The 21,034-nt window shown below is 69.1% G+C and carries 18 protein-coding genes; 5 read left to right on the top strand and 13 right to left on the bottom strand.

Annotation, left to right across the window (positions count from 1 at the left end; genetic code table 11):
- The first annotated feature begins 41 nt into the window (after positions 1-41).
- The gene (locus ACQPY0_RS44105; protein ID WP_432974879.1) at positions 42-1,037 is read left to right on the top strand and encodes an NAD(P)H-dependent flavin oxidoreductase; all 996 of its coding nucleotides are present in this window, start codon (positions 42-44) and stop codon (positions 1,035-1,037) included.
- Positions 1,038-1,053: 16 nt separating this feature from the next.
- Here ACQPY0_RS44105 and ACQPY0_RS44100 read toward each other — a convergent pair whose 3' ends face one another.
- Together ACQPY0_RS44100 and ACQPY0_RS44095 are read right to left on the bottom strand one after the other, a co-directional pair.
- Positions 1,054-1,860, bottom strand: a complete 807-nt coding sequence (locus ACQPY0_RS44100) for an enoyl-CoA hydratase/isomerase family protein (protein WP_432974877.1) — start codon at positions 1,858-1,860, stop codon at positions 1,054-1,056.
- The gene (locus ACQPY0_RS44095) at positions 1,860-2,450 is read right to left on the bottom strand and encodes a TetR/AcrR family transcriptional regulator (protein WP_432974875.1); all 591 of its coding nucleotides are present in this window, start codon (positions 2,448-2,450) and stop codon (positions 1,860-1,862) included. Before ACQPY0_RS44095 ends, ACQPY0_RS44100 begins: the two co-directional genes overlap by 1 nt.
- An 83-nt stretch (positions 2,451-2,533) precedes the next feature.
- On the opposite strand from ACQPY0_RS44095, the gene ACQPY0_RS44090 reads away from it, so the two are divergent.
- From ACQPY0_RS44090 to ACQPY0_RS44080, 3 genes are read left to right on the top strand one after another with little or no spacing between them, the layout of a single operon-like run.
- Positions 2,534-3,715 (top strand): acyl-CoA dehydrogenase family protein, encoded by a 1,182-nt coding sequence (locus ACQPY0_RS44090; RefSeq protein WP_432974873.1) that lies wholly within the window; start codon positions 2,534-2,536, stop codon positions 3,713-3,715.
- Entirely contained in the window at positions 3,715-4,470 is a 756-nt protein-coding gene (locus tag ACQPY0_RS44085) for an SDR family NAD(P)-dependent oxidoreductase (protein WP_432974871.1), read from the top strand. The genes ACQPY0_RS44090 and ACQPY0_RS44085 overlap by 1 nt, the downstream gene beginning before the upstream one ends.
- 30 nt (positions 4,471-4,500) lie before the next feature.
- Positions 4,501-5,646, top strand: a complete 1,146-nt coding sequence (locus tag ACQPY0_RS44080) for a thiolase family protein (protein WP_432974869.1) — start codon at positions 4,501-4,503, stop codon at positions 5,644-5,646.
- Positions 5,647-5,695: 49 nt separating this feature from the next.
- Here ACQPY0_RS44080 and ACQPY0_RS44075 read toward each other — a convergent pair whose 3' ends face one another.
- Positions 5,696-6,859 carry a CaiB/BaiF CoA transferase family protein gene (locus tag ACQPY0_RS44075; protein WP_432974867.1) on the bottom strand — a complete coding sequence of 388 codons (1,164 nt, stop codon included), beginning with the start codon at positions 6,857-6,859 and terminating at the stop codon, positions 5,696-5,698.
- Positions 6,860-6,992: 133 nt separating this feature from the next.
- On the bottom strand, positions 6,993-8,483 hold the full coding sequence (locus tag ACQPY0_RS44070; protein ID WP_432974865.1) for a CoA-acylating methylmalonate-semialdehyde dehydrogenase: 1,491 nt from the start codon (positions 8,481-8,483) through the stop codon (positions 6,993-6,995).
- 59 nt (positions 8,484-8,542) lie between these two features.
- On the opposite strand from ACQPY0_RS44070, the gene ACQPY0_RS44065 reads away from it, so the two are divergent.
- Positions 8,543-9,892: a PLP-dependent aminotransferase family protein gene (locus tag ACQPY0_RS44065; RefSeq protein WP_432974863.1), complete on the top strand. Its 1,350-nt coding sequence runs from the start codon at positions 8,543-8,545 to the stop codon at positions 9,890-9,892.
- 67 nt (positions 9,893-9,959) lie between these two features.
- Here the strand turns inward: ACQPY0_RS44065 and ACQPY0_RS44060 are convergent, their stop codons facing one another.
- From ACQPY0_RS44060 to ACQPY0_RS44020, 9 genes are all read right to left on the bottom strand, one after another.
- Positions 9,960-11,039: an ABC transporter permease gene (locus ACQPY0_RS44060; RefSeq protein WP_432974861.1), complete on the bottom strand. Its 1,080-nt coding sequence runs from the start codon at positions 11,037-11,039 to the stop codon at positions 9,960-9,962.
- A complete protein-coding gene (locus ACQPY0_RS44055) occupies positions 11,036-11,950 on the bottom strand; it encodes an ABC transporter ATP-binding protein (RefSeq protein WP_432974859.1) in 915 nt (304 codons plus the stop codon). The genes ACQPY0_RS44060 and ACQPY0_RS44055 overlap by 4 nt, the downstream gene beginning before the upstream one ends.
- A gap of 82 nt (positions 11,951-12,032) precedes the next feature.
- The gene (locus ACQPY0_RS44050; RefSeq protein WP_432974857.1) at positions 12,033-12,494 is read right to left on the bottom strand and encodes a GntR family transcriptional regulator; all 462 of its coding nucleotides are present in this window, start codon (positions 12,492-12,494) and stop codon (positions 12,033-12,035) included.
- A 937-nt stretch (positions 12,495-13,431) separates the two neighbouring features.
- Positions 13,432-14,232 carry an alpha/beta fold hydrolase gene (locus ACQPY0_RS44045; RefSeq protein ID WP_432974855.1) on the bottom strand — a complete coding sequence of 267 codons (801 nt, stop codon included), beginning with the start codon at positions 14,230-14,232 and terminating at the stop codon, positions 13,432-13,434.
- The gene (locus ACQPY0_RS44040; RefSeq protein WP_432974853.1) at positions 14,229-15,248 is read right to left on the bottom strand and encodes an ROK family protein; all 1,020 of its coding nucleotides are present in this window, start codon (positions 15,246-15,248) and stop codon (positions 14,229-14,231) included. Before ACQPY0_RS44040 ends, ACQPY0_RS44045 begins: the two co-directional genes overlap by 4 nt.
- Positions 15,238-16,671 (bottom strand): mannitol dehydrogenase family protein, encoded by a 1,434-nt coding sequence (locus ACQPY0_RS44035; protein ID WP_432974851.1) that lies wholly within the window; start codon positions 16,669-16,671, stop codon positions 15,238-15,240. The genes ACQPY0_RS44040 and ACQPY0_RS44035 overlap by 11 nt, the downstream gene beginning before the upstream one ends.
- Positions 16,672-16,697: 26 nt before the next feature.
- The gene (locus ACQPY0_RS44030) at positions 16,698-19,136 is read right to left on the bottom strand and encodes a glycosyl hydrolase 2 galactose-binding domain-containing protein (protein ID WP_432974849.1); all 2,439 of its coding nucleotides are present in this window, start codon (positions 19,134-19,136) and stop codon (positions 16,698-16,700) included.
- The gene (locus ACQPY0_RS44025; protein WP_432974847.1) at positions 19,133-19,957 is read right to left on the bottom strand and encodes a carbohydrate ABC transporter permease; all 825 of its coding nucleotides are present in this window, start codon (positions 19,955-19,957) and stop codon (positions 19,133-19,135) included. The genes ACQPY0_RS44030 and ACQPY0_RS44025 overlap by 4 nt, the downstream gene beginning before the upstream one ends.
- A complete protein-coding gene (locus tag ACQPY0_RS44020; RefSeq protein WP_432974845.1) occupies positions 19,954-20,799 on the bottom strand; it encodes a carbohydrate ABC transporter permease in 846 nt (281 codons plus the stop codon). The genes ACQPY0_RS44025 and ACQPY0_RS44020 overlap by 4 nt, the downstream gene beginning before the upstream one ends.
- Between the last annotated feature and the right edge of the window lie 235 nt (positions 20,800-21,034).

The following is a 21,034-nucleotide window of genomic DNA, read 5'->3' as shown; positions in this document are numbered from 1 at the left end:
TTTTTGGTATCACAGCCATTGAAGCGAAAGCCGTTCTCAACATGATCAGAACTGTCTTCACGGAGACCTTCGGCGTGCGGCATCCGCTGCTGTGCGGGGGCATGACCGGACTCGGCACGGCCGGCCTGATCTCGGCCGTCGCCGAGGCCGGCGCTCTGGGGTTCCTGACCGCGCTGACCCAGCCGACCCCCGAAGCGCTTGCGCTGGAGATCGAGCGCACGCGCGAGCTGACGGACCAGCCGTTCGGCGTCAACCTCACCATCCTGCCGACGATCCGCCCGGTTCCCTACGAGGAGTATCGGGCGGTGATCATCGAGTCGGGCATCGGCGTGGTCGAAACGGCCGGCAGCAACCCGAAGCCGCACCTGGAGCACTTCAAGGCGGCCGGCGTGAAGGTCATTCACAAGGCGGTCTCCGTGCGCCACGCCGTCAAGGCGCAGGCACTCGGGGTCGACGCGGTGAGCATCGACGGGTTCGAGTGCGCCGGTCACCCGGGCGAGGACGACATCGGCGGACTCGTCCTGATCGCGGCCGCGAGTCGTGCGCTCAGCATCCCCGTCATCGCCAGCGGCGGCATCGCCACCGGCGCCGGCCTCGTGGCCGCGCTGTCCCTCGGCGCGTGCGCGGCGAACATGGGCACGCGCTTCATGGCGACGACGGAGGCGCCCATCCACGACAACGTCAAGCAGCAGATCGTCGCGAACTGCGAGCGTGACACCACAATCGTCTTCCGCGAGTTCGGCAACTCCGCCCGCGTGGCGCGCAACGCCGTGTCGGAGGAGATCGCCCAGATCTCACGGCAGCCCGGCGCCGCCTTCGCCGATGTCGCCCATCTCGCCTCGGGGGCGCGGGGCCGCGAGCGCGTCCTGGCGGCGGGTGCCATGCAGGACGGGATGTGGTGGGCCAGTCAGGCGCAGGGCCTCATCGAGGACGTCGACAGCTGCGAGAACGTGGTGAACGGCATCATCGCCGGTGCCGAGGAGATCATCCGCGACCGCTTGCCGGGCCTCCTGGCGCCGGCGTCCGCCGCGATCTGACCGGTCGATGCTGAACCTACTGCTGGCCCTCGCCGACCTTCTGGCTCTTGCTGACGAAGGCGGCGAGCCGGGCGTCGGCGGCGGGGGACATGCTGGCCTCGGCGATCGACGCCGCCTCGACGTCCAGCTGCTCGGCCAGCGAACGCCGCGAGGCGTCACGCAGCAGGCGCCGTGTCCGGCCGAGCGCGGGGACCGGCCCCGACGCCAGGCGGAGCGCGAGCCGGCGGGCCGAATCCGTGACCTCCTCGTCGGGGCAGACGCCGGTGACCAGCCCCCAGTCGGCGGCCTCCTGCGCGCCGAGGCGGCGATCGGTCAGCGTGAGGGCGAGCGCCCGGCGCAGGCCCACGACCTGGGGCAGGAGCCAGGACGTTCCGCAGTCCGGCGTCAGCCCCGCCTGCGTGTACGCCGTCAGGAACCGCGCCGACTCGCCGGCGAGGACGACGTCGGCGACCAGGGTGAGGGCCAGCCCGGCGCCGGCGGCGGCGCCCTGGACGGCGGCGACCACGGGAACGTCCAGCTCGGCGAGGGCCAGCACGCTGCGGTGTGCCGTCCTGGCCAGGTCCAGTACGTAGGCGTGCCGATCCGCGGCGCCGCTCATCGCCGCGACGTCACCGCCGGCGCAGAAGTTCCGGCCCCGGCCGAGCATCAGCACGCAGCGGACGCCGGGATCACGCGAGACGGCTTCCACGGCCTCGCGCAGCGCCACCGCCATGGGAAGATCCAGCGCGTTGGCGGACTCCGGCCGGTTGAACTCGATCGTCGCCACGCCCTCCGCGATGTCACTTCGCACCGCAGGCGCCGGCGTGCCGATGGTCTCGCGCATCAGAGTGCTCTCTCCGTCCGCTCCGTCAGGCTGGTGATGACCAGGTCGGCAAGGTGACGGTAGGCCTGCGCCGCGTCGAGCCCGGTGGCCGCCTGGATCGCGCCACGCTGAATGGAGCTCATCACCTCGGCCACCGCGGCGCCCACGAACGAGGCGTGGATCGGCCGCAGCACCCCGGCCTTGACGCCCTCGGTCACGAGATCCTGGACCCGCCGTGCCGCGTACTGCGTGTTCTCCTGGTACACCTCATTGGCCGGACCGAACTCGGCCACGTCCGCGAAGAACACGGCCGAGGCCGGCTGGAGCTCCGCCGCCACGGCCTCCATGTAGATCGCCAGTTGCCGTGCGGGATCATCCGAGGCGCCGACCCTGGCCTCGATGCGCTCGGCCGCCGTCCTGAAGAACGAGCGAACGGCCGCCACCACGATCTGCTCCTTGCTGGGCGCCACGGCGTACAGCGTGGTCCTCGAGCAGCGCAGCCGCTCCGCCAGGTCGCCGACGCCGAAGGACGCGAACCCTTCGGCCAGGAACAACTCGCGGAGCTGGACCAGCATCTCCTCGCGACGGCGAGGTTTCTCGGACGATGGCATGGCACAGACCCTACGGCAGGGCATCATGTTGAGTACTGTATCTGATACCCTAGTACTTGTTCTCGTACTCCCAAGGATATTCGATGCCCGCATCACGTGTCATGCCCAGCAGCGAGAGCGCCGACCTGATCAAGGTCGCCCGTGACCTGGCCGACAAGGAACTGGCGCCAAGGGTCGCGAGGGCCGAGGCGGACGGGGAGTTCCCGCGCGACGTGTTCCGGACGCTCGGCGCGATCGGCGTCCTCGGCCTGCCATATCCGGAGCAGTACGGCGGCGGCGGTCAGCCCTACGAGGTCTACCTGCAGGTGCTCGAGGAGGTCGCCAGGGTCTGGTCCAGCGTCGGCGTGGGCACGAGCGTGCACGCGCTGTCCTGCTTCGGGCTCGTCAACTTCGGCACCCAGGAGCAGCGGCAGCGATGGCTGCCGGACATGCTCGGCGGGAGCCTCCTCGGGGCCTACTGCCTCAGCGAACCGAACGCCGGCTCCGATCCGGCCGCCATGACGACGCGCGCCGTGCGTGACGGCGACGACTACGTGCTCAACGGCGCGAAGGCGTGGACCACCCACGGCGGGCACGCCGACTTCTACCAGGTGATGGCGCGCACCTCGGACGAGCGCAAGGGCATCTCGTGCTTCCTGGTCCCGGCCGACGCCGCGGGGCTGAGCGCCGACCCGCCCGAACGCAAGATGGGCCTCACCGGGTCCCCGACCGCCACGTTGCGCCTGGACCACGTGCGGGTCCCCGCCGGCCGCCGGATCGGCGCCGAGGGCGATGGCCTCAAGATCGCGTTCGCCGCCCTCGACTCCGGCCGGCTCGGCATCGCGGCCGTCGCCACGGGCCTCGCCCAAGGTGCCCTGGACCTGGCCGTGGCGTACGCGAAGGAGCGCACCACCTTCGGCCGGCCGATCATCGAGCATCAGGGCCTCGCCTTCCTGCTCGCCGACATGGAGGCGGCCGTCCAGACCGCCCGCGCGATGACCCTTCATGCGGCACGCTTGAAAGACCAGGGCCTGCCGTTCAGCCGCGAGGCATCGATCGCCAAGCTGGTCGCCACCGACAACGCCATGAAGGTCACCACCGACGCCGTGCAGGTCTTCGGCGGCTACGGTTACACCCGGGACTTCCCGGTCGAGCGCTACATGCGCGAAGCGAAGGTCATGCAGATTTTCGAGGGAACCAACCAGATCCAGCGGATGGTCGTCGGCCGCGCACTCGCGACGAACGGCACCGCGACGATCACCATCGCCAAAAGGGAGAAGGACTGATGCAGGTCGCCGACACGGCAGCCATCGTCACCGGCGGGGCCTCCGGCCTGGGCGCCGCGACCGCCGAAGCGCTGGCCAAGGAGGGCGCGAGGGTCTTCGCGCTCGACCTCCAGCAGAGCATCGACACGGCGGCTCGGCTGCCCGGGGTCGAGTACCTCGCCACCGACGTCACCTCCCACGAGGAGGTCCGTGCCGCCGTCGCGACCGCCGGTGCCGGCCTGCCGTTGCGCACGGTCGTCAACTGCGCGGGCATCGGCCCGTCCATGCGGATCCTCGGCCGCGGCGGCGTGCACGACCTCGACCTCTATGCACGCGTCGTGCAGGTCAACCTCATCGGGTCCTTCAACGTCCTCGCCCTGGCCGCCGAGGCGATCGCCGGGACCGAGCCGGACGAGCACGGGCAGCGCGGCGTCATCATCAACACCGCCTCCGTCGCCGCCTACGAAGGCCAGGTCGGCCAGGCCGCGTACTCGTCGTCCAAGGGCGGCATCGTCGGCCTGACCCTGCCCGCGGCGCGCGACCTCGCCCAGCACGGCATCCGGGTCAACACCATCGCGCCGGGCATCGTCGAGACCCCGATGCTGGCCACCGTCTCCGAGGAGTTCCGCCAGGGGCTCGCCGCCGGCGTGCCGTTCCCGCGGCGTCTCGCCCGGCCCGACGAGTACGCCCAGCTCGCGCTGGCCATCATCCACCACGACTACCTCAACGGCGAGGTCATCCGCATGGACGGCGCCCTCCGGATGGCGCCGCGCTGATCCGCCGACCTACGAGGAGGACGTACCGTCATGAGAGACGCAGTCATCGTCGAAGCAGTCCGCACGCCGATCGGTAAGCGCGGCGGCGGCCTGTCCGGCGTCCACCCCGCCGACCTCTCCGCACTGGTACTGCGGGCGCTGAGCGATCGGGCCGGTATCGACCCGGGCGTCGTCGACGACGTGATCTGGGGGTGCGTCGGCCAGGTCGGGGAGCAGTCCTTCGACATCGCGCGCACCTCGGTGCTGTCCGCGGGGTGGCCGGAGCACATTCCCGGCGTCACCATCGACCGGCAATGCGGATCGTCCCAGCAGGCCGTCTCGTTCGCGGCGGCCGGTGTGATCGCGGGCCACTACGAGGTGGCCGTGGCCGGCGGGGTGGAGGTCATGTCGCGGGTACCGATGGGCGCCTCCCAGGCCGGAGGCTCCCCGCTCGGACGCCGCTACGTCGAGCGGTACGGCGCCGAGTTCCCCAACCAGGGCATCGGCGCGGAGCTGATCGCCCGGGAGTGGGGACTGTCCCGTACCCAGCTGGACGAGTTCAGCCTCGAGTCGCACGCCCGGGCCGCGGCCGCCACCGACGAGGGCCGGTTCTCCGGCCAGATCGTGCCGGTGGCGATCGAGGACGGCACCGTGGTCAGCCAGGACGAGGGCATCCGGCGCGGTGGCAGCATCGAGGCGATGAGCCAGCTGCGCCCGGCGTTCCGGGCGGACGGCGTCGTCACTGCCGGTAACGCCTCGCAGATCAGCGACGGGGCGGCCGCTCTGCTCATCACCACGTCGGACAAGGCCGCCGAGCTGGGCCTGCGGCCGGTAGCCCGGATACACACGTCCGTAGTGGTCGGGTCGGCACCCATGCCCATGCTGACCGGGCCCATCCCGGCGACCCACCGGCTGCTGAAGCGCACCGGCCTGTCGCTGGAGGACATCGGCGTCGTCGAGATCAACGAGGCGTTCGCGTCGGTGGTCCTGGCCTGGATGGCCGAGTTCGGCGCCCGGCCGGAGCGGGTGAACCCGCTCGGGGGTGCGATCGCGCTGGGCCATCCGCTCGGTGGCAGCGGCGCCCGCCTGATGACGACCATGCTCCATCACATGCGCGACAGCGACGTCAGGTACGGGCTGCAAACGATGTGCGAGGGTGGCGGACAGGCCAACGCGACCCTGCTCGAGCTGCTCTGAGACCGAACTGGCGGGTGCTCGACGACCCAGGCGCTTGGCGAGTCGCGTGTCAGCGGACTTCCATCCGGGTGGCGTCGTGGATCGCGGCCGAGGCGAGCAGGACGTCGGCGTCCTCGACGCCCCAGTCGGCGAGGATCTGGCGGCTGTGCTCGCCCGGCACTGGCGGCGGGGTGGTCAGCTCGGCCGGGGTGGCCGAGAAACGGGGCGCCGGTGCTGGCTGGAGCGTGCCGTGCCGCTCGACGAACGTGCCCCGGGCGGCGAGGTGCCGGTCGCGGGTGGCCTCGCCGGGGGTGAGCACCGGCGTGACGCAGGCGTCGCCGCCGGCGAAGTGCGCCGTCCACTCGTCGCGGGTGCGGGTGGCGAAGCGCTCGGCGAACCGGCGGCGCAGCTCGGGCCAGCGGTCGCGGTCGAGCTGGCCGGGCAGGTCCGGGTCGCCGTCCAGGCCGAGGCGGCGCACCAGCTCGGCGAAGAACTGCGGCTCGAGCGCGCCGACAGCCATGTGCCGGGCGTCCGCGGTCTCGTACACGGCGTAGAACGGGGCGCCGCCGTCGAGCAGGTTCGCGCCCCGCTGGTCCTGCCACAGCCCGGCCGTGCGCATGGCGTGCAACATTGTGGTGAGGTGTGCGGTGCCGTCGACGATCGCGGCGTCCACGACCTGCCCGCGGCCGGTCCGCTCGGCCTCGCGCAGCGCGGCCAGGATCCCGACGACCAGGTAGAGCGAGCCGCCGCCGAAGTCGCCAACCAGGTTGACCGGGATCTGTGGCGGGCCGCCGGCCGGGCCGATCGGGTCGAGCGCCCCGGCGAGGGCGATGTAGTCGATGTCGTGACCGGCGGTGGCGGCCAGCGGGCCGTGCTGGCCCCAGCCGGTCATCCGGCCGTAGACGAGCGCGGGGTTGCGGGCCAGGACCGTGTCCGGGCCGACGCCGAGCCGCTCGGCGACGCCGGGCCGCCAGCCCTCGAAGAGCACGTGGGCGCGGGCGGCGAGGGCGAGCACGGTCTGGACACCGGCGGGCTGCTTGAGGTCGACGGCGATCGAGCGCTTGCCCCGGTTGAGCAGGTCACCGGCGGCCTCGACGCCGACCGGCGAGGCGGCGCCGACCCGGTCGACCCGGACCACGTCGGCGCCGAGGTCGGCGAGCAGCATCGCGGCGAACGGACCCGGCCCGATGCCGGCCAGCTCGACGACGCGCAGCCCGTGCAGCGGGCCAGCCATGCGATCTCCTCCCGCGAGCGACGTCCGCCGCCCAATAGCTTGAGTTTCAATACTAATGGGCCGCTTTCGGCAGGAGGCGCCATGGCGCACAAGGCATCCGCTCGCTATCCGTCCATCATGTGAGTACGGAGCATCAACGTGTCTGCGGGAAACCGAGGTCGATTGTGGACGTCGCCGGATCCGGCCAGCGCGAGGTGACGACCTTGCCGCGGGTGTAGAAGTGGATCCCGTCCGGGCCGTACATGTGAGTGTCGCCGAACAGCGACGCCTTCCATCCGCCGAATGAGTGGTAGGCCACCGGAACCGGGATCGGCACGTTGACACCGACCATGCCGGCCTGGACCTCGTACTGGAACTCGCGGGCGGCGCCGCCGTCGCGAGTGTAGATCGCCACGCCGTTGCCGAACTCGTGGCTATTGACCAGGTCAATAGCCTCCGTGAACGACTTCGCGCGCACAACGCACAACACGGGACCGAAGATTTCGTCGGTGTACACACGCATGTCGGGCGTGACGTGGTCGAGGAGGGTCACGCCGAGGAAGAAGCCCGCCCGTGGCACATCGGCGGCACGACCGTCGACGACAACGGTCGCACCGGACTCAACGCCCTGCGCGACGTAGTCCCGCACGCGGTCGCGGTGCTCGCGCGTGATCAGCGGTCCCATCTCGGCGTCCGGGTCTGTGCCGGGGCCGATTCGCAGCTTCGGCAGCCGCGCCGCGATGGCCTCCGTGAGCCGGTCGCCGCAGTCACCCACCGCCACGGCCACCGCGATCGCCATGCACCGCTCGCCGGCCGAGCCGTAGGCGGCCGATACGGCGGCGTCAGCCGCCAGGTCGATGTCGGCATCGGGAAGCACCACCATGTGGTTCTTCGCACCGCCGAGCGCTTGGACCCGTTTGCCGTTGGCGGTGCCCGTTGTGTAGACGTGCTGCGCGATCGGCGTCGAGCCGACGAAGCTCACCGCGGAGATGTCGGGGTGGCTCAGGAGTCCGTCCACCGCCTCCTTGTCGCCCTGCAGCACGGTGAACACGCCGTCCGGCAGGCCTGCCTCCTGCCACAACCGGGCGAGGAACAGCGACGCGGACGGGTCTTTCTCGCTCGGCTTGAGGATGAACGCATTCCCGCAGGCAATCGCGTTCGCGCACATCCACAGCGGGACCATGGCCGGGAAGTTGAACGGCGTGATCCCGGCGACCACGCCCAGGGGCTGGCGGATCGAGTACACGTCGATGCCGGTCGACGCCTGCTCGGAGAAGTCCCCTTTGAGCAGCTGCGGTATGCCGCACGCGAATTCCACGTTCTCCAAGCCGCGCGCGATCTCACCGGCGGCGTCCGAGCGCACCTTGCCGTGTTCGTGTGTGATCAGCTCGGCCAGCTCCGCCGTCCTCGCGTGCAGCAGCTCCCGAAAAGCGAACAGCACCGCCGAGCGGCGCGACAGGGACGAGCGACGCCACGCGGCCGCCGCCGCCTTGGCTGAGCTCACTGCGAGCGCGATTTCGCCGGCGTCGGCGAGGTCGACCACGCCGGACTGAAGCCCGGTGGCTGGGTTGAAAACAGGGGCGGTGCGGCCGGAGGCGCCAGGAGTGAGTCGCCCGCCGATCCAATGCGAGATGTGCGAACTCATGCCAGTCACAGTACGTGTGATCTAGCGTGATACAAAGGCTCGTTTGATATGTTACAAACATGCCGGAGCCGCTGCTGATCAGCATCGAAGAGCGCCTCGAAGAAGCCTCGGCTCGAGGTATCGCCGACGCCGTGACCCGGGCCATGCGCGACGGGGTGCTCGCGCCGGGCACCAAACTGCCGCCGATCCGGACGGTGGCGGCCCAGCTGCAGCTCTCGCCGACCACGGTCAGCGCCGGTTGGGCTCTGCTGACGCGATCGGGGGTCATCAACACGGATGGTCGTCGCGGCACCACCATCGCCGCCATCCGCGCGCCTGGTCCTGCGCGTTACCGCCGCACGCTGCAACGACACACCGCCTTTGACCTCGATCTGTCCACCGGGGTGCCGGATCCTGACCTGCTTCCGGAACTCTCCACCGCGTTCTCGCAGCTGCGGGCCGCGCCCTTTCCCGGCAGCTACCTCGACGATCCGGTGCTGCCGGAGCTGGTCGAACTCCTCCACGCGGACTGGCCCTACAAGGCGGAGGGCATCACCGTGGTGGACGGAGCGATGGACGCGCTCGACCTCGCCGCGACCGCCCTGTTGCGGTTCGGTGACCGGGTGGTCGTCGAACATCCCTGTTTCCCGCCGCTACTGGACCTGCTGGAAGCGACGGGAGTCGAAGTCGTCGGGGTGCCCGTGGACGGCGAGGGAATGTCCGTCGCCGGGCTCACCCAGGCCCTCGCGGTATCACCCGCAGCCGTCTTCCTTCAGCCGCGGGCGCAGAACCCCACCGGTGTGTCGTTGACCACCGGGCGTGCCAGCGACCTGGCCGCCGTTCTCCGGACGGTCGGCACGTGTGTCATCGAGGACGACTCGGCCGGCGCTGTCGCCGCAACCGCCGACATCAGCCTCGGTCGTTGGATACCGCAGCAGACCCTGCATGTGCGAAGCTTCTCCAAGTCGCACGGACCCGACCTGAGGCTGGCCGCCGTCAGCGGCCCGGCGCCCCTGTTGACCAAGCTGGTCGGACGTCGCCAGCTCGGCCAGGGCTGGACCAGCCGGCTGCTGCAGCGCGTCTTGGCGACGTTGCTGGGGGACAAGCGGGCAATCCGGCGCGTGGCGCACGCGCGCGACGAATACGCCCGCCGGCGGGCCGCCTTCGTTCACGAACTCGCCGCACGCGGCGTCGAGGTCGGTGGCAGCGACGGGATCAACGTGTGGGTACCGGTGCGGGACGAATCCGCGGCTCTGCTGCGCCTGGCCAGTCAGGGCATCGGCGTCGCTCCGGGTTCCCCGTTCGGGGTCCTGCCGGGACCCGTCAACCACATCCGGGTCACCGTCGGCCTGTTGACCGACGGACATGCCGACGTCGCGGAATCCATCGCCGCGGCGGCCGGCACTGGTGCCTGGACCGGCGCGCGCTGACCGGACGCTGGGTTCGGCCAAGGGCCGGCGGCCGGCCTAATTAGCCGCGCCGAGGGGGTTCGTACTGTCAGCCCGCGCTGAGGTTGGTGCGGCGAACGATCAGCCAGACGGCGGCGAGGGCCACCGCGGTGAGGCCCAGGTAGCCGGCGCCGACGATCAGGTGGAAGTCGGGGATCCTGCTGCCCGGCTGATACTCGATGTACTGCTGGAGATGGTTGTCGACATAGCAGGAGAACGTCGTGCCGGCACCGTTGTCGGGCGGGCAGAGGCGTTCCAGTTCGGCGCCGGTGAGCTGACGCCGGGAGGCGTCGTACGCGCCCGACAGCTGCTCGCCGCCGTAGTTGATGATGCCGCCCTTGACGACGAGGGCGTTCTTGTCCAGCAGGCCGTCGTCCGGCGCGCCGACCTGCCGCCAGGCGGACAGCGGCTTCATGAGCGTGGGGTATCGGTACTGCACGAGCAGCATCAGCCCGATGAAGCCCGCGGCGACGCCGAACACGGCGGGAAGCGTGCGTTTGATGGCAGCGCCGAGTGCGACGCCGACCGCGAACCAGCAGATGCTGATCACGAGCGGGAGCATCCCGGTGTTCACGAACGTGTGGTACTCGAACATGCTTGCGTTCTTCGAGACGTTGGACACCACGTGTTCCAGGTGGTCGCTCGCGCCGGCGACGGCCGCGGCGACGGCTGCCACGAACAGGCCGAGCAGGCTCAGCTTGGTCCACAGCCAACGCACCGGGGAGATGTCCTGGCTCCAGGCCAGCAGCAGGGTTCGCTGCTCGTGTTCCCTGGACAGCAGCGGGACGCCGATGAACACGCCGATCAGCATCGGCATGTACTGCACCAGCCGCAACAGGGAGCCGATGGTCAGGGCCAGGCCGGAGGCCCCGCCGAGCCGGTGGCCCTGCGGGGAGTCTTCCGGGCACAGCGTGTTGTGGCACTGGTGCCACAGGTCCGTCACCTCCATGGACAGGTAGGTCATCCAGCCCACCAGCACGGCGGCCAGAACGAGCGTGCCGAGGACGGTCCAGCGGTGCTGGCGCCAGGTCAGCCAGATCAGACCGGAGACGCCCCCGTCCGGCGTGGTGGTGAGCTCGGTGCCGTCCTCGCGGTGCGCGGCGAGCCGTGGTCGGGTGATCGGGGTCATGCTGCCGCCTCCAGGTCCCGGTGGGTCTTGGCCGATGCCTTGAGGTACGTCAGGATCAGCTCGTCCAGGGTGATGGGTTGGGTGGTCCATCCGGGGGCGACGACGGCGTGCACAGCCGGTCCGGCGGGTCGGCGGACGACGAACGTGGACTGCCGGTCGGTGTGCTGCGCCTGGACGATCGTCCCTGGGCTCGGTGGCCGCTCCGCGCGGGGTCCGGTGAGCCGCAGGTGGCTGTCGAGCAGCTCCTCGACGTCGCCGGTGAGCAGTGGCCGGCCTGTGTCGAGCAGCAGCAGGTGGTCGCCGACGCCGCTGAGTTCGGCCACGATATGGGTCGACAGCATCACCGTCATGTCGCTGTCGGCAGCCTCGGCCATCAGCTCGCCGGTGACGTCGGTGCGGGCCACCGGGTCGAGGTTGGACAGTGGTTCGTCGAGCAGCAGCAGGGCGGGGCGGGATCCCAGGGCGACCGCGAGCGCGACCTGTGCCCGTTGTCCGCCGGACAGCTTGCCGCAGCGGCGGTCCAGGGGGATGTCGAAGCGTTCCAGCCAGGACAGTGCCCGTCGTTGGTCCCACACCCGGTTGGTGGCCCGTCCGAAGCGGAGCATGTCGGCCACGCTGAAGTCCCGGTAGAGGGGTTTGTCCTGGGCCAGGATCGCGACCCGGCTCCCGGCGTCGGCGGTCCCGGTCCGGCCCTTCACCACCGGGCGGCCGTTGACCAGCAGCGAGCCGGAGGTGGCCGCCAGCATGCCGCTGATGATGCTCATCAGGGTCGACTTGCCCGCGCCGTTGGCGCCGACGAGCGCGATGATGCGGTTGGCGGGCACCTGGAAACTGCACTCCCGCAGCGCCCATACGTCGCGGTAGCGCTTGCTCACGTCGCGGGCTTCCACGGCGATGGACTGCTCGCTCATGCCAGCCCCTCCGCTGCGCTGCGGGACAGGCCTGAAACCCCTGAGTCCCTGTGAGCGGCCACTCCGCTTCGCTCCGTACCGCTCATGCGGCGCCTTCCTCGCGCCTCGACGCGGCGCCCGGCGCCGGTTTCCCCTGCGGCTGGTCGCTGCCGGCCCGCGTCCGGCGCCCCGAGTTCTCCACGATCACCGAGGCGAGCAGCGCCTGGACGTCCTCGTCCTCCAGACCGGCCTCGCGGGCCTGGTCGAGCCATCGGGCCAGGCTGCTGCGCAGGCGGGCCATGACATGGGGATCCGCGTGGCCGAGCGTGCCGCTGACGAAGGTGCCCGCCCCCTGCCGCGCCTCGACCAGGCCGGACAGCTCCAGTTCCCGGTAGGCCTTCAGCACCGTGGTCGGGTTGATCGTGCACGAGGTCACCACGCTGCGCACGGTGGGGAGCTGGTCCCCGGGTTGCAGCGTTCCGATCCGCAGCCCTTCGCGCACCTGCCGCACCAGCTGGGCGTACGCGGGGACGCTGCTGGACCGGTCGACATGGAAGTTGATCACCGCACGAGTCCTCTCCATCCACTCGGGATTGTTCTGGTTAAGTAGAACACTCGTTAACAAGCACCACAAGGCCCCCGGGCAGCAAGCGGGACGCCGCCAATGCGGTCCAGGTCTCTGCCGCGGGAGGGTAAGTGCTGCCTCGTCGTCCATCTCGTTGGCGGCCGGCCGACGGCGATGCCACGTTGGTGCTGGACGTGAAGGTGTTGCGGACTGCTGCGGTGCAGGCAGCGCGGCAGCGGATGTGTCGGCTGAGTGGCCCGGGTGGTGTGTGACGGTGGCGGCGCTCGGATGCCGGTGATCGCTGATGTGTTCGAGGCCGGTCTGGGAGTGCGGCCAGTGGCGGTGGTTCATCCGGGCGTGGTGGCGCCGCCGGCGCCGTTGGCCGGTCAGCCAGCCGCGGGCGGTGCGTGTGCCGCGGCTGGCTGACCGGCGGGGTGTCCTGCTGTCGGTGTGGCGGCGATGGGCCCGTTCGTGTGATTCCTGGCCGGGACTCAGCGGTGCGGTCCGCGGCAGTCGATCGTGCCGGGCATGTTGGTGGCGCGCTCGGTGGGCTGGTGAAGCCGATCCCGCGCCGTTCCAAGAACCGGCGGCGGGCACGCCTCGTCCGCGGTCACTCACGCGGCTGGTGTGCCGGCGTCCGGCGCCCGGCCCAGCATCCGAGCGGCGAGCATCGGCCTGGTGGCGAACTCGTAGTCGGCCGGTCATCGGTCCATGACTTGGGCGCGTACAACTCCCGGTCGATCAACGCCTGGCCATGCACGGTGTCATAGGCGCAAAGACAGCCAGCTGGCGGTTGCCTCCACGACCACCCGGTCACGCCCAGCCCGGTCGGCGACCGGGGCATCGCGAGAAGGTACGAACCCCGCCGCGACCCCGCCGGGCGCGACCGGACCCCATTTCCAGCCCGGAACGGGCCGCTCACCAGGGACGATAGGGACTACACGAACAGCTTCATCACGGCTCGTAGAGCGGCGGCATGCATGGCGGGCAGGTTGTGGGGCGTGTGATTTCCCGGCATCTCGAAAACGGGCAGAGTCGCCTTCTCCGCGAGGACGCGTGCGGTGCGGGTGTAGTACACGTCTCCGCTCTCCAGGCCGACCGCAAGCGCGATCCGCAACGGGGAACTCGCGAGCGCATCGACGTCGGGCTCGGGTCGGGTGAACTGGAGAAACTCGTGGCGCATGAAGAATTCCCAGTCGTCGGCCGGCTTCCCGGAGTAATCGCCGGCATCCGTCGAGGGATCGACCGGAACGGCCCCGACGATGTCGCTCGTGAACACGTGCATGGCCTGAAGCGGGCCCTCGGCCTCGAAGATGTCGTAGATGCGCTCCTGGTAGGCGAACCACTGCGCGGCATCGGGGAGGATCGAAAGCAGCGGCGGCTCGTGTGCCACCACTGCCCTTACCAGCTGCGGATCGGTGACCGCCAGCTGCAAAGCGATGATCGCTCCGCCACTGTTGCCGAAGACCAGCGCTTGCTGACCGACGTGCCGGATGATTGCTGCGGCATCGCGTGCCTGCTGGGCGACGTCGAGGTCGGCATGGCGATCGCCGCCGCTGCGATGGTTGCCGCGCCGGTCGTAGCGAACCACCGTGAACTTGTCCGAGAGCAGCGACGAGACGCCTTTGTAGCGAGCAGCGTCTCCACCGCCCCCGCTGATCAGGAGCAGGAGCGGACCTGCCCCCTCCGCATCGAAGACAATGTCCGCCCCTTCCGTGGTGACAAATCCCTGGGTCAACTGCGTACTTCCTTTCGTGCTGGTGCTGGTTCATTCCGCTCAAGCCGCTGCGCCCGCCGGCTCTGGGGTTGACCCTGCTCGTCGATCACGTGCGGGCGATGTCGCAAGGCGGCGGCTCCGACAAGCGGTCCTTCGGTGGAGGTTCCGGCGGCGACGATCTTGACTCGGCGGACGTACTCGAATGCGGCGCGTGACGCGACCGACTCCCGGATGACGTCGAACAGGTCCGGCGCCACATGAGAGAACCCGCCCCCGATCACAACGACGTCAAGATCAACGAGGGACGACGCGGACGCGATCGCCTGCCCGATGGCGCGGCCAGCGCGATGCACAGCTTGCATGGCGACGGCGTTGCCGTCCGCATACGCCGATGCCAGTTCCTCTCCGGTCTCGCCGGTGAACCCGCGCTCGCGGGCCCAGCGCACGCTGCCCGGGCCTGAGGCGATGGTTTCCAGGCACCCCTGGCCGCCGCATGGACAGGGATCGTCGAACCCCGCGACCTCAATGTGACCGATATGGCCCGCGTTGCCGGTTGGACCGGGCACCGCACGGCCGCCGAGGATGAGGCCACCCCCGACACCGGTCGAGACGATCATGCCCAGGACATTGTCGCTACCCCGCGCCGCACCGATCCAGTGCTCGGCCAGCGTGATGCAGAGACCGTCTCCCCGCAGCGTCACGGGTACGTCCGGGACCAACGCCTCGATCTGCGCACGCAGCGGGTAGCCCCGCCACGCCGTCAGGTTCAGCGGGGAGACGGTTCCATCAGGCAGCGTCACCGGGCCGGCCGACCCGATGCCCGCGCCGATGAGCTGGGCGCCATCAGGCAGTGCGGCGAGCGCTCGTTTCGTGACAGCGTCCACCGACCCCGCGAGTTCGATCGAGCCCCGTCCGATACCAGTCGGCTCGCGAAAGCGCGTGCCGGGCACCAGGGTTCCGTCCGACGACACGAGCGCCGCCTCGACCTTCGTACCGCCCAGGTCGACCGCGAGAACGCATTTGGCCTCAGCGTGCAAGAGCGCCCGCCAGCAGCTCGCGTCCCTGCTCCGCAGCGTCGTAGGTCGCCGAGAAATCCCTGACGAACTCGGCGTCTTGCGCCAAGCGGCCGAACCAGTCGGCGTTGCGGAGAAACCCGGCACGGTCAGCCCGCTGACGCTCGAGCGCGGCGACGGCGGCGGGTTCCTGGCGATCTCGGAACGGAAGATCGTCGCCGGCGACGTGCCGCTCGATGTAGCGCGCCCAGCTGGCGACCACCGCGGCGCTCAGCGGGGCAGGGAGTCCCGCATCGCGACGCTCGCGGATGACCGGAACCAGCCACTTCGGGATACGGTCAGACCCGTCAGTCGCGAGACGCGCCAAGGTGTCACCTACTGCTGCGTTCGCGAAGCGCTCGAGCAGAGTCTCCTTGTACCGGTCGAGATCCACACCCGGCACGGGCGCCAGGGTTGGAGTCGCTTCCTCGTCCATGTATCGGCGCAGGAACTCCACGATGAGCGGATCGACGGCCGCCTCGTGGACGAGACGGTACCCGGCGAGCAGCCCGAAATAGGCCATTGCCTGATGACTGGCATTGAGGAGCCGCAACTTCATGAGCTCGTACGGGCGCACATCCTCGACCATCTGTACTCCGACCGCCTCCCACGGCGGGCGGCCTTGCGAGAAGTCGTCCTCCAGCGCCCATTGGACGAAGTCTTCGCAGATCACTGGCCACGCGTCGCGAACCCCGAAACGCTCGGCGACCATATTGCGGTCTTCGGGAGTCGTGACGGGGGTGATCCGGTCCACCATGCTGTTGGGGAAGCGCACCGTGCGCTCAATCCACTCCGCGAGGTCGGGGTCGAGGAGACGGGCGAAGGCGACGATGCTCCCACGCGTGACATCGCCGTTGCCTTCGATGTTGTCGCACGACATCACCGTGAACGGCTCGATACCGCGTTCGCGACGCAGCCGGAGACCGGCGACGATGATGCCGAAGACCGTCGCCGGCCGTGCACCCGGAGCGATATCCGCGATGATCTCGGGGTTTTGCGCATCGAACTCGCCCGTCGAGTCACTGATGTTGTAGCCGCCTTCCGTGATCGTCAGGGAGACGATCCGCGTCGACGGCGTTGCGAGCAGCTTCAGTACTGCATCGAGCTGCTCAGGGGCGAACAGATAGTCGACAATGGAGCCGATCTCGGTCGCCGACGAAGACCCCTCAGCGCTCTGCTCGACCAAGGTGTAGCGGAAGTCCTGCGACCGCAAGGCGTCGCGCATTCGCGCATCCGCTGGGAGCAGCCCTATGCCGCAGATGCCCCAGTCGAGCGCTCGGCCTTGACGAAGCAGCCGGTCGAGGTACATCGCCTGATGTGACCGGTGGAAGTTGCCGACACCGATGTGCGCGATCCCAACCGAGATCGCCGAGCGGTCGTAGTCGGCCGCCAGAACAGGGAGGGTCACGTTCGCTCCTTCGTCACGTCGCCCGCTCACGAGCGATCGACCAGGTCGTTGGCGCTACGCAGCACCGAAGACGCGGTCAGCTGCTCGTACGAGATGTCTCTCGCCGAGGTGAACTCGATTGTCGCCGAGGCGCCGGGATCGAGTGTCACGAGCATGTCGCTCGCGACCGCGTCCGGATCCACCTGATCCACAAGAAGGCAGACATCACGGACGAGGTGCTCGGATCGAAGGGTGAGCCGATAGCGGTCCCCTACGCGCTGCATCTCCGTCTTGAGCGTCCCGGCTCGGAGGTCTGAGTCGCGGTACTCGGCGAAGAACCAGCGCGCCGTGCCCTCCTCGCTCCGCGCGCGCACGTACTCGCCGGCCGAATCCTCGGCAACGGCAACCTCTTCGTCCAGGGGTACCCACAGCTTCGAGAACGCGGCCACGGAGAGCTCGACAACGGCCGAGGCGAGCTCCTCGCCATCGAACCGACGCCTGGACAGCGTGACGGTTTCGTTCCACGGTGTGCTCGTGTCATTGACCGCCACCAGGTGCAGCTCGCCCGCCCCCTGGAAGGTCAGGAGGCGGTTGGCGTGCGCATGGCGCATCGCGTACAGCAGCGGTTTCGGCCGGCCGTAGCCGTCCACCGCGGCCCATGAGGTTACGGGCCAGCAGTCGTTGAGCTGCCAGACCACCGTGCCGGCGCACTCCGGCAGCGCGCGGAACCGCTCGATGCCGACGGTGATGGCCGCCGCCTGATTGAGCGAGGTTGCCCAGTGCCAGTCGCCGATCTCATCCGGTACTCGCAGGTGCGGGGCGAGCCCGTCGATGAGCTTGACGTTGCCGTCCAGCGCCTTCTGATGCAGGAGCATGCCCGGGGACTCGGGCGTGAGGGGTCTGTCGTGGATCGACTCGGTCAGCGTCGACATCGTGGGCGGCGCCTGCCAGCCGAACTCCGACACGAACCGAGCCGTCTTGCTGCGGTAGGCGGTGTAGTCGAGCTCGTTCCAGACGTCCCAGACGTGCACCGTGCCCTGAGCCGGATCATTCGGATGGGCGCTGCCGTCGGGCGAGAACGGGCTCCCTGGCGTGTAGAGAACGTGAGGAGCCAGCTCAGCGACGATCTGCGGAAACAGCTCGTGGTACAGACGATACCCCCAGGTGCGTCCGTCCAGCCGCGGTTTCCACCTCCAGTCCTCGTGACCCCAGATGCTCTCGTTGGTCCCGTTGAGCATGATGAGAGAGGGGTGCGGCGCAAGACGCGTGACGTTGTCGCGGGCCTCTGCCTCGAACTCCGACCAGAGCTCGTCCTCGGCGTACGCAGCACAGGTGGTGAGGAAGTCCTGCCAGGTCAGGATGCCCATCTCGTCGCAGAGGTCATAAAAGTCCTCGCTCTCGTAGATGCCGCCACCCCAGACGCGCAGCAGGTTGATCCTTCCGAACAGCGCCTGCTCGAGCCGGTGCCGGTAACGCTCACGGTCGACGCGGTGCGGGAACGCGTCGTCCGGAATCCAGTTGGCTCCCCTGACGCTGATTGGAGTCTCGTTGACCAGGATCCGGAACGAGCGTCCGAAGTCGTCCTCATCCTGTTCGAGCCGCACCGAGCGGAATCCAACTCGATGGGTACGGCTGTCGATCTCGTCCCCCGCGACGCGAAGCGAGACGACGATGTCGTAGAGCGTCTGATCACCCAGACCGGCCGGCCACCAACGAGCGACCGCGGGGATCTCCAGCCGGAGCACGGCCCTCGACGAGCCGGAGGCCACGATCGCGGTCGCGGTCGCCATGCCCGAAGAGACGAGAACCTCCAGCTCCGCGTTCGCGTCGGCCCGGTCCACCTCGACAACGAGGTCAACGACCCCTGTCGAACCCTCGAGCGCCGCGACCGGACGCGAGGTTACGATGCGCGCTGTCGACCAGGTCTGCAGAGAGGCCGGCTTCCACATGCCGGAGGTCGCGAGGTCGGGGCCCCAGTCCCAGCCGAAGCTGCACGCCATCTTGCGGATGGCGTTGTACGGATGGTGATTGACGTGAGGGCGATACCCCAGTTCGACACTCGCGAGGTCGGCAGCGGGAATCGGTGCCGCGAATCTCACCTGGAGGTCGTTCGGGCCGGGGCGTACCACGGCGGACACGTCAATCCGGTATCGGCGGTGCATGTTCCGGGTCTGCGCCACGACGACGCCGTTGACGAGGACCGTCGCAATCGTGTCGAGGCCCTCGAACACCAGCTCGGCGCGATCGGCGCCGGGCTGCCAGTCGAATCGAGCATCGTAGACCCAGTCGGTGAGGCCGACCCAGGACTGCTGCTTCTCGTTCTCGTCAAGATACGGGTCCGCCAACAGCCCCGCTGCCATGAGATCTGTGTGGACAGAGCCCGGGACGGTGGCCGGCACAGTGACGTGCGCCAGGCTTTGCGGATACGGACCTCCCACCGCTCGGACGGTCCACGTGTCGAGCCGGACGCTCCGCACCGCGCTCATCGGACGGCTCCAGCAGTGAGACCGCGGTAGATGAACCGCTGCAGGGCGGCAAAGAGCATCAGCGAGGGCAGGATCACGATGATCGTCCCGGCGGCGATGATCTGCCAGTCGGCGCCGAACGGCCCCTTGAAGTGGTACAGCGATGTCGAAATGGTCGACAGCTCCGGCGACGGCATGTAGAGGAACGGGATGTAGAACTCGTTGTAGATGGCTATCCCCTTGATGATCAGCGTGGTTGCGATGGCCGGCCGAAGCAGCGGCAGGATGATCCGCCAGTAGATGCGGAAGTGCCCGGCTCCGTCGACGCGCGCGGCCTCGTCGAGGGTCTTCGGGATCGCCGCCATGAACTGCAGGAAGATGTACACCGCGACGACGTCCGTCCCGATGAAGAGCAGGATCGCCGCCCCCCGGGTGTCGAAGATCCCCAGAGCGTTGATGATCTGGAACGTCGCGACCTGGGTGGTCACACTGGGGATGAGCGCGGCCAGCAGGAATCCGCCCAGGACGATCCGGCGGCCGCGCAGCGCGAACCGGTCCACCGCGTAGGCAACGAACGTCCCGAGGAACGTGGTGCCGGCCAGCGACACGAGCATGATGATTCCGGTGTTGAGGATGCCCGAGAGCATCTGGCCCTCGACGAACGCGATCCGGAAGTTCTGGAAGTTGAACCAGTCGCGCGGCGGCGTGAACGCCGAGGTGGTGCTGTACTCGGCCTTCGTCTTGAACGCTGCGAAGAGCAGTGTGACCAGCGGCAGCAGGATCAACACCGACGCAATGACCAGGCCGACGTACTTCAGAACGGTCACGACGACGCGCGTCATACGAGATCCACCTCGTCCTTGAAGAGCCGGCGCTGGATCAGGGCGATCGCGACGACGATGAGCAGGAGCACGACGGCCAACGCCGAGGCGAGACCGACCTTTCCGTCGACGAACGCCGTCCGGTAGGCCTGAATGACGAACGTCGAGGTGCCGTTCGCTCCGCCGAGCATGATCCATGGGATCTCGAACACCGACAGGCTCGCGGAGATCGACAGGATCGCAACCAACCCGGTGATCCGTCGCACGCCGGGCACGATGATGTAGCGGAATCGGTGCCAAGCGTTGGCGCCGTCGAGTTCCGCGGCCTCGAAGATCTGGGAGTCAATGGCTTGGATGGCGCCGATGAAGAGGATGGTTCCGAGTCCGACGTACCGCCACACCTGAACGCCGGCGAGGGACCAGTTGACGACGGCGGGATCGCCGAGCCACTGCTTCGACAGCCCGCCGAGGCCCAGGAACTGCAGCGTGATGTCCAGAGTTCCGCCGGGCCGGAAGAAGAAGAGGAAGGCGAAGGCGATCGCGACGCCATTGATGAGGTTGGGGAAGAACAGAATCGCCTTGAAGAGGTTCCGCAGCCGGAGGTTGAAGCTGAGCAGCGTTGCGAACAGCAGCGCGAGGAACACCTGCGCCACTGTGGCCGCCAAGTAGTAGAGGCTGACGCCGAACACTTCGAAGAGCTGCGGCTGGGTGAAGATCTCGACGTAGTTCGCCAGGCCGACGAATGGTTTGTCGGGGTCGAGGCCGTCCCACGACGTGACGCTGTAGTACAGCAGGTTCCCCAGCGGCACGTAGGTGAAGACGATGAGGAAGGCGAGAGGTATCAGGAGATAGAGCCACGGCACGACGGCCTGCCTGATACGTCGTCCTCTTGGTACTGGCACTGGTGGTCCCTTCGTGGCCGCGGCCGGACCCGGGGGGTCCGGCCGCGGTGTGCATCAACGCCGTTGCGTTTGGCGGGGCTGGCGGCCGGCGAGGGGTTGTTGAAGATGGTGGCGGGGTGTAGGTCTGGATCGTGGGGTGTGGGCCTTGGCGCGGCGGCGACGGGCGGCGTGGAGGTGGGTCCTGGCGGCGCGGCCG

This window comes from Dactylosporangium sp. CA-233914 (assembly GCF_050942935.1).
GTDB lineage: Bacteria > Actinomycetota > Actinomycetes > Mycobacteriales > Micromonosporaceae > Dactylosporangium.
The sequence above is the reverse complement of the archived record's forward strand: the minus strand, read 5'-3'. Positions and strand labels throughout refer to the sequence as shown.

Excerpts from the sequence above, each read along its gene's own strand:
- ACQPY0_RS44105 (WP_432974879.1), top strand. The coding sequence starts at position 42 with ATGATCAGAACTGTCTTCACGGAGACCTTCGGCGTGCGGCATCCGCTG.
- ACQPY0_RS44100 (WP_432974877.1), bottom strand. The coding sequence starts at position 1,860 with ATGCGCGAGACCATCGGCACGCCGGCGCCTGCGGTGCGAAGTGACATC.
- ACQPY0_RS44095 (WP_432974875.1), bottom strand. The coding sequence starts at position 2,450 with ATGCCATCGTCCGAGAAACCTCGCCGTCGCGAGGAGATGCTGGTCCAG.
- ACQPY0_RS44090 (WP_432974873.1), top strand. The coding sequence starts at position 2,534 with ATGCCCGCATCACGTGTCATGCCCAGCAGCGAGAGCGCCGACCTGATC.
- ACQPY0_RS44085 (WP_432974871.1), top strand. The coding sequence starts at position 3,715 with ATGCAGGTCGCCGACACGGCAGCCATCGTCACCGGCGGGGCCTCCGGC.
- ACQPY0_RS44080 (WP_432974869.1), top strand. The coding sequence starts at position 4,501 with ATGAGAGACGCAGTCATCGTCGAAGCAGTCCGCACGCCGATCGGTAAG.
- ACQPY0_RS44075 (WP_432974867.1), bottom strand. The coding sequence starts at position 6,859 with ATGGCTGGCCCGCTGCACGGGCTGCGCGTCGTCGAGCTGGCCGGCATC.
- ACQPY0_RS44070 (WP_432974865.1), bottom strand. The coding sequence starts at position 8,483 with ATGAGTTCGCACATCTCGCATTGGATCGGCGGGCGACTCACTCCTGGC.
- ACQPY0_RS44065 (WP_432974863.1), top strand. The coding sequence starts at position 8,543 with ATGCCGGAGCCGCTGCTGATCAGCATCGAAGAGCGCCTCGAAGAAGCC.
- ACQPY0_RS44060 (WP_432974861.1), bottom strand. The coding sequence starts at position 11,039 with ATGACCCCGATCACCCGACCACGGCTCGCCGCGCACCGCGAGGACGGC.
- ACQPY0_RS44055 (WP_432974859.1), bottom strand. The coding sequence starts at position 11,950 with ATGAGCGAGCAGTCCATCGCCGTGGAAGCCCGCGACGTGAGCAAGCGC.
- ACQPY0_RS44030 (WP_432974849.1), bottom strand. The coding sequence starts at position 19,136 with ATGAGCGCGGTGCGGAGCGTCCGGCTCGACACGTGGACCGTCCGAGCG.
- ACQPY0_RS44025 (WP_432974847.1), bottom strand. The coding sequence starts at position 19,957 with ATGACGCGCGTCGTCGTGACCGTTCTGAAGTACGTCGGCCTGGTCATT.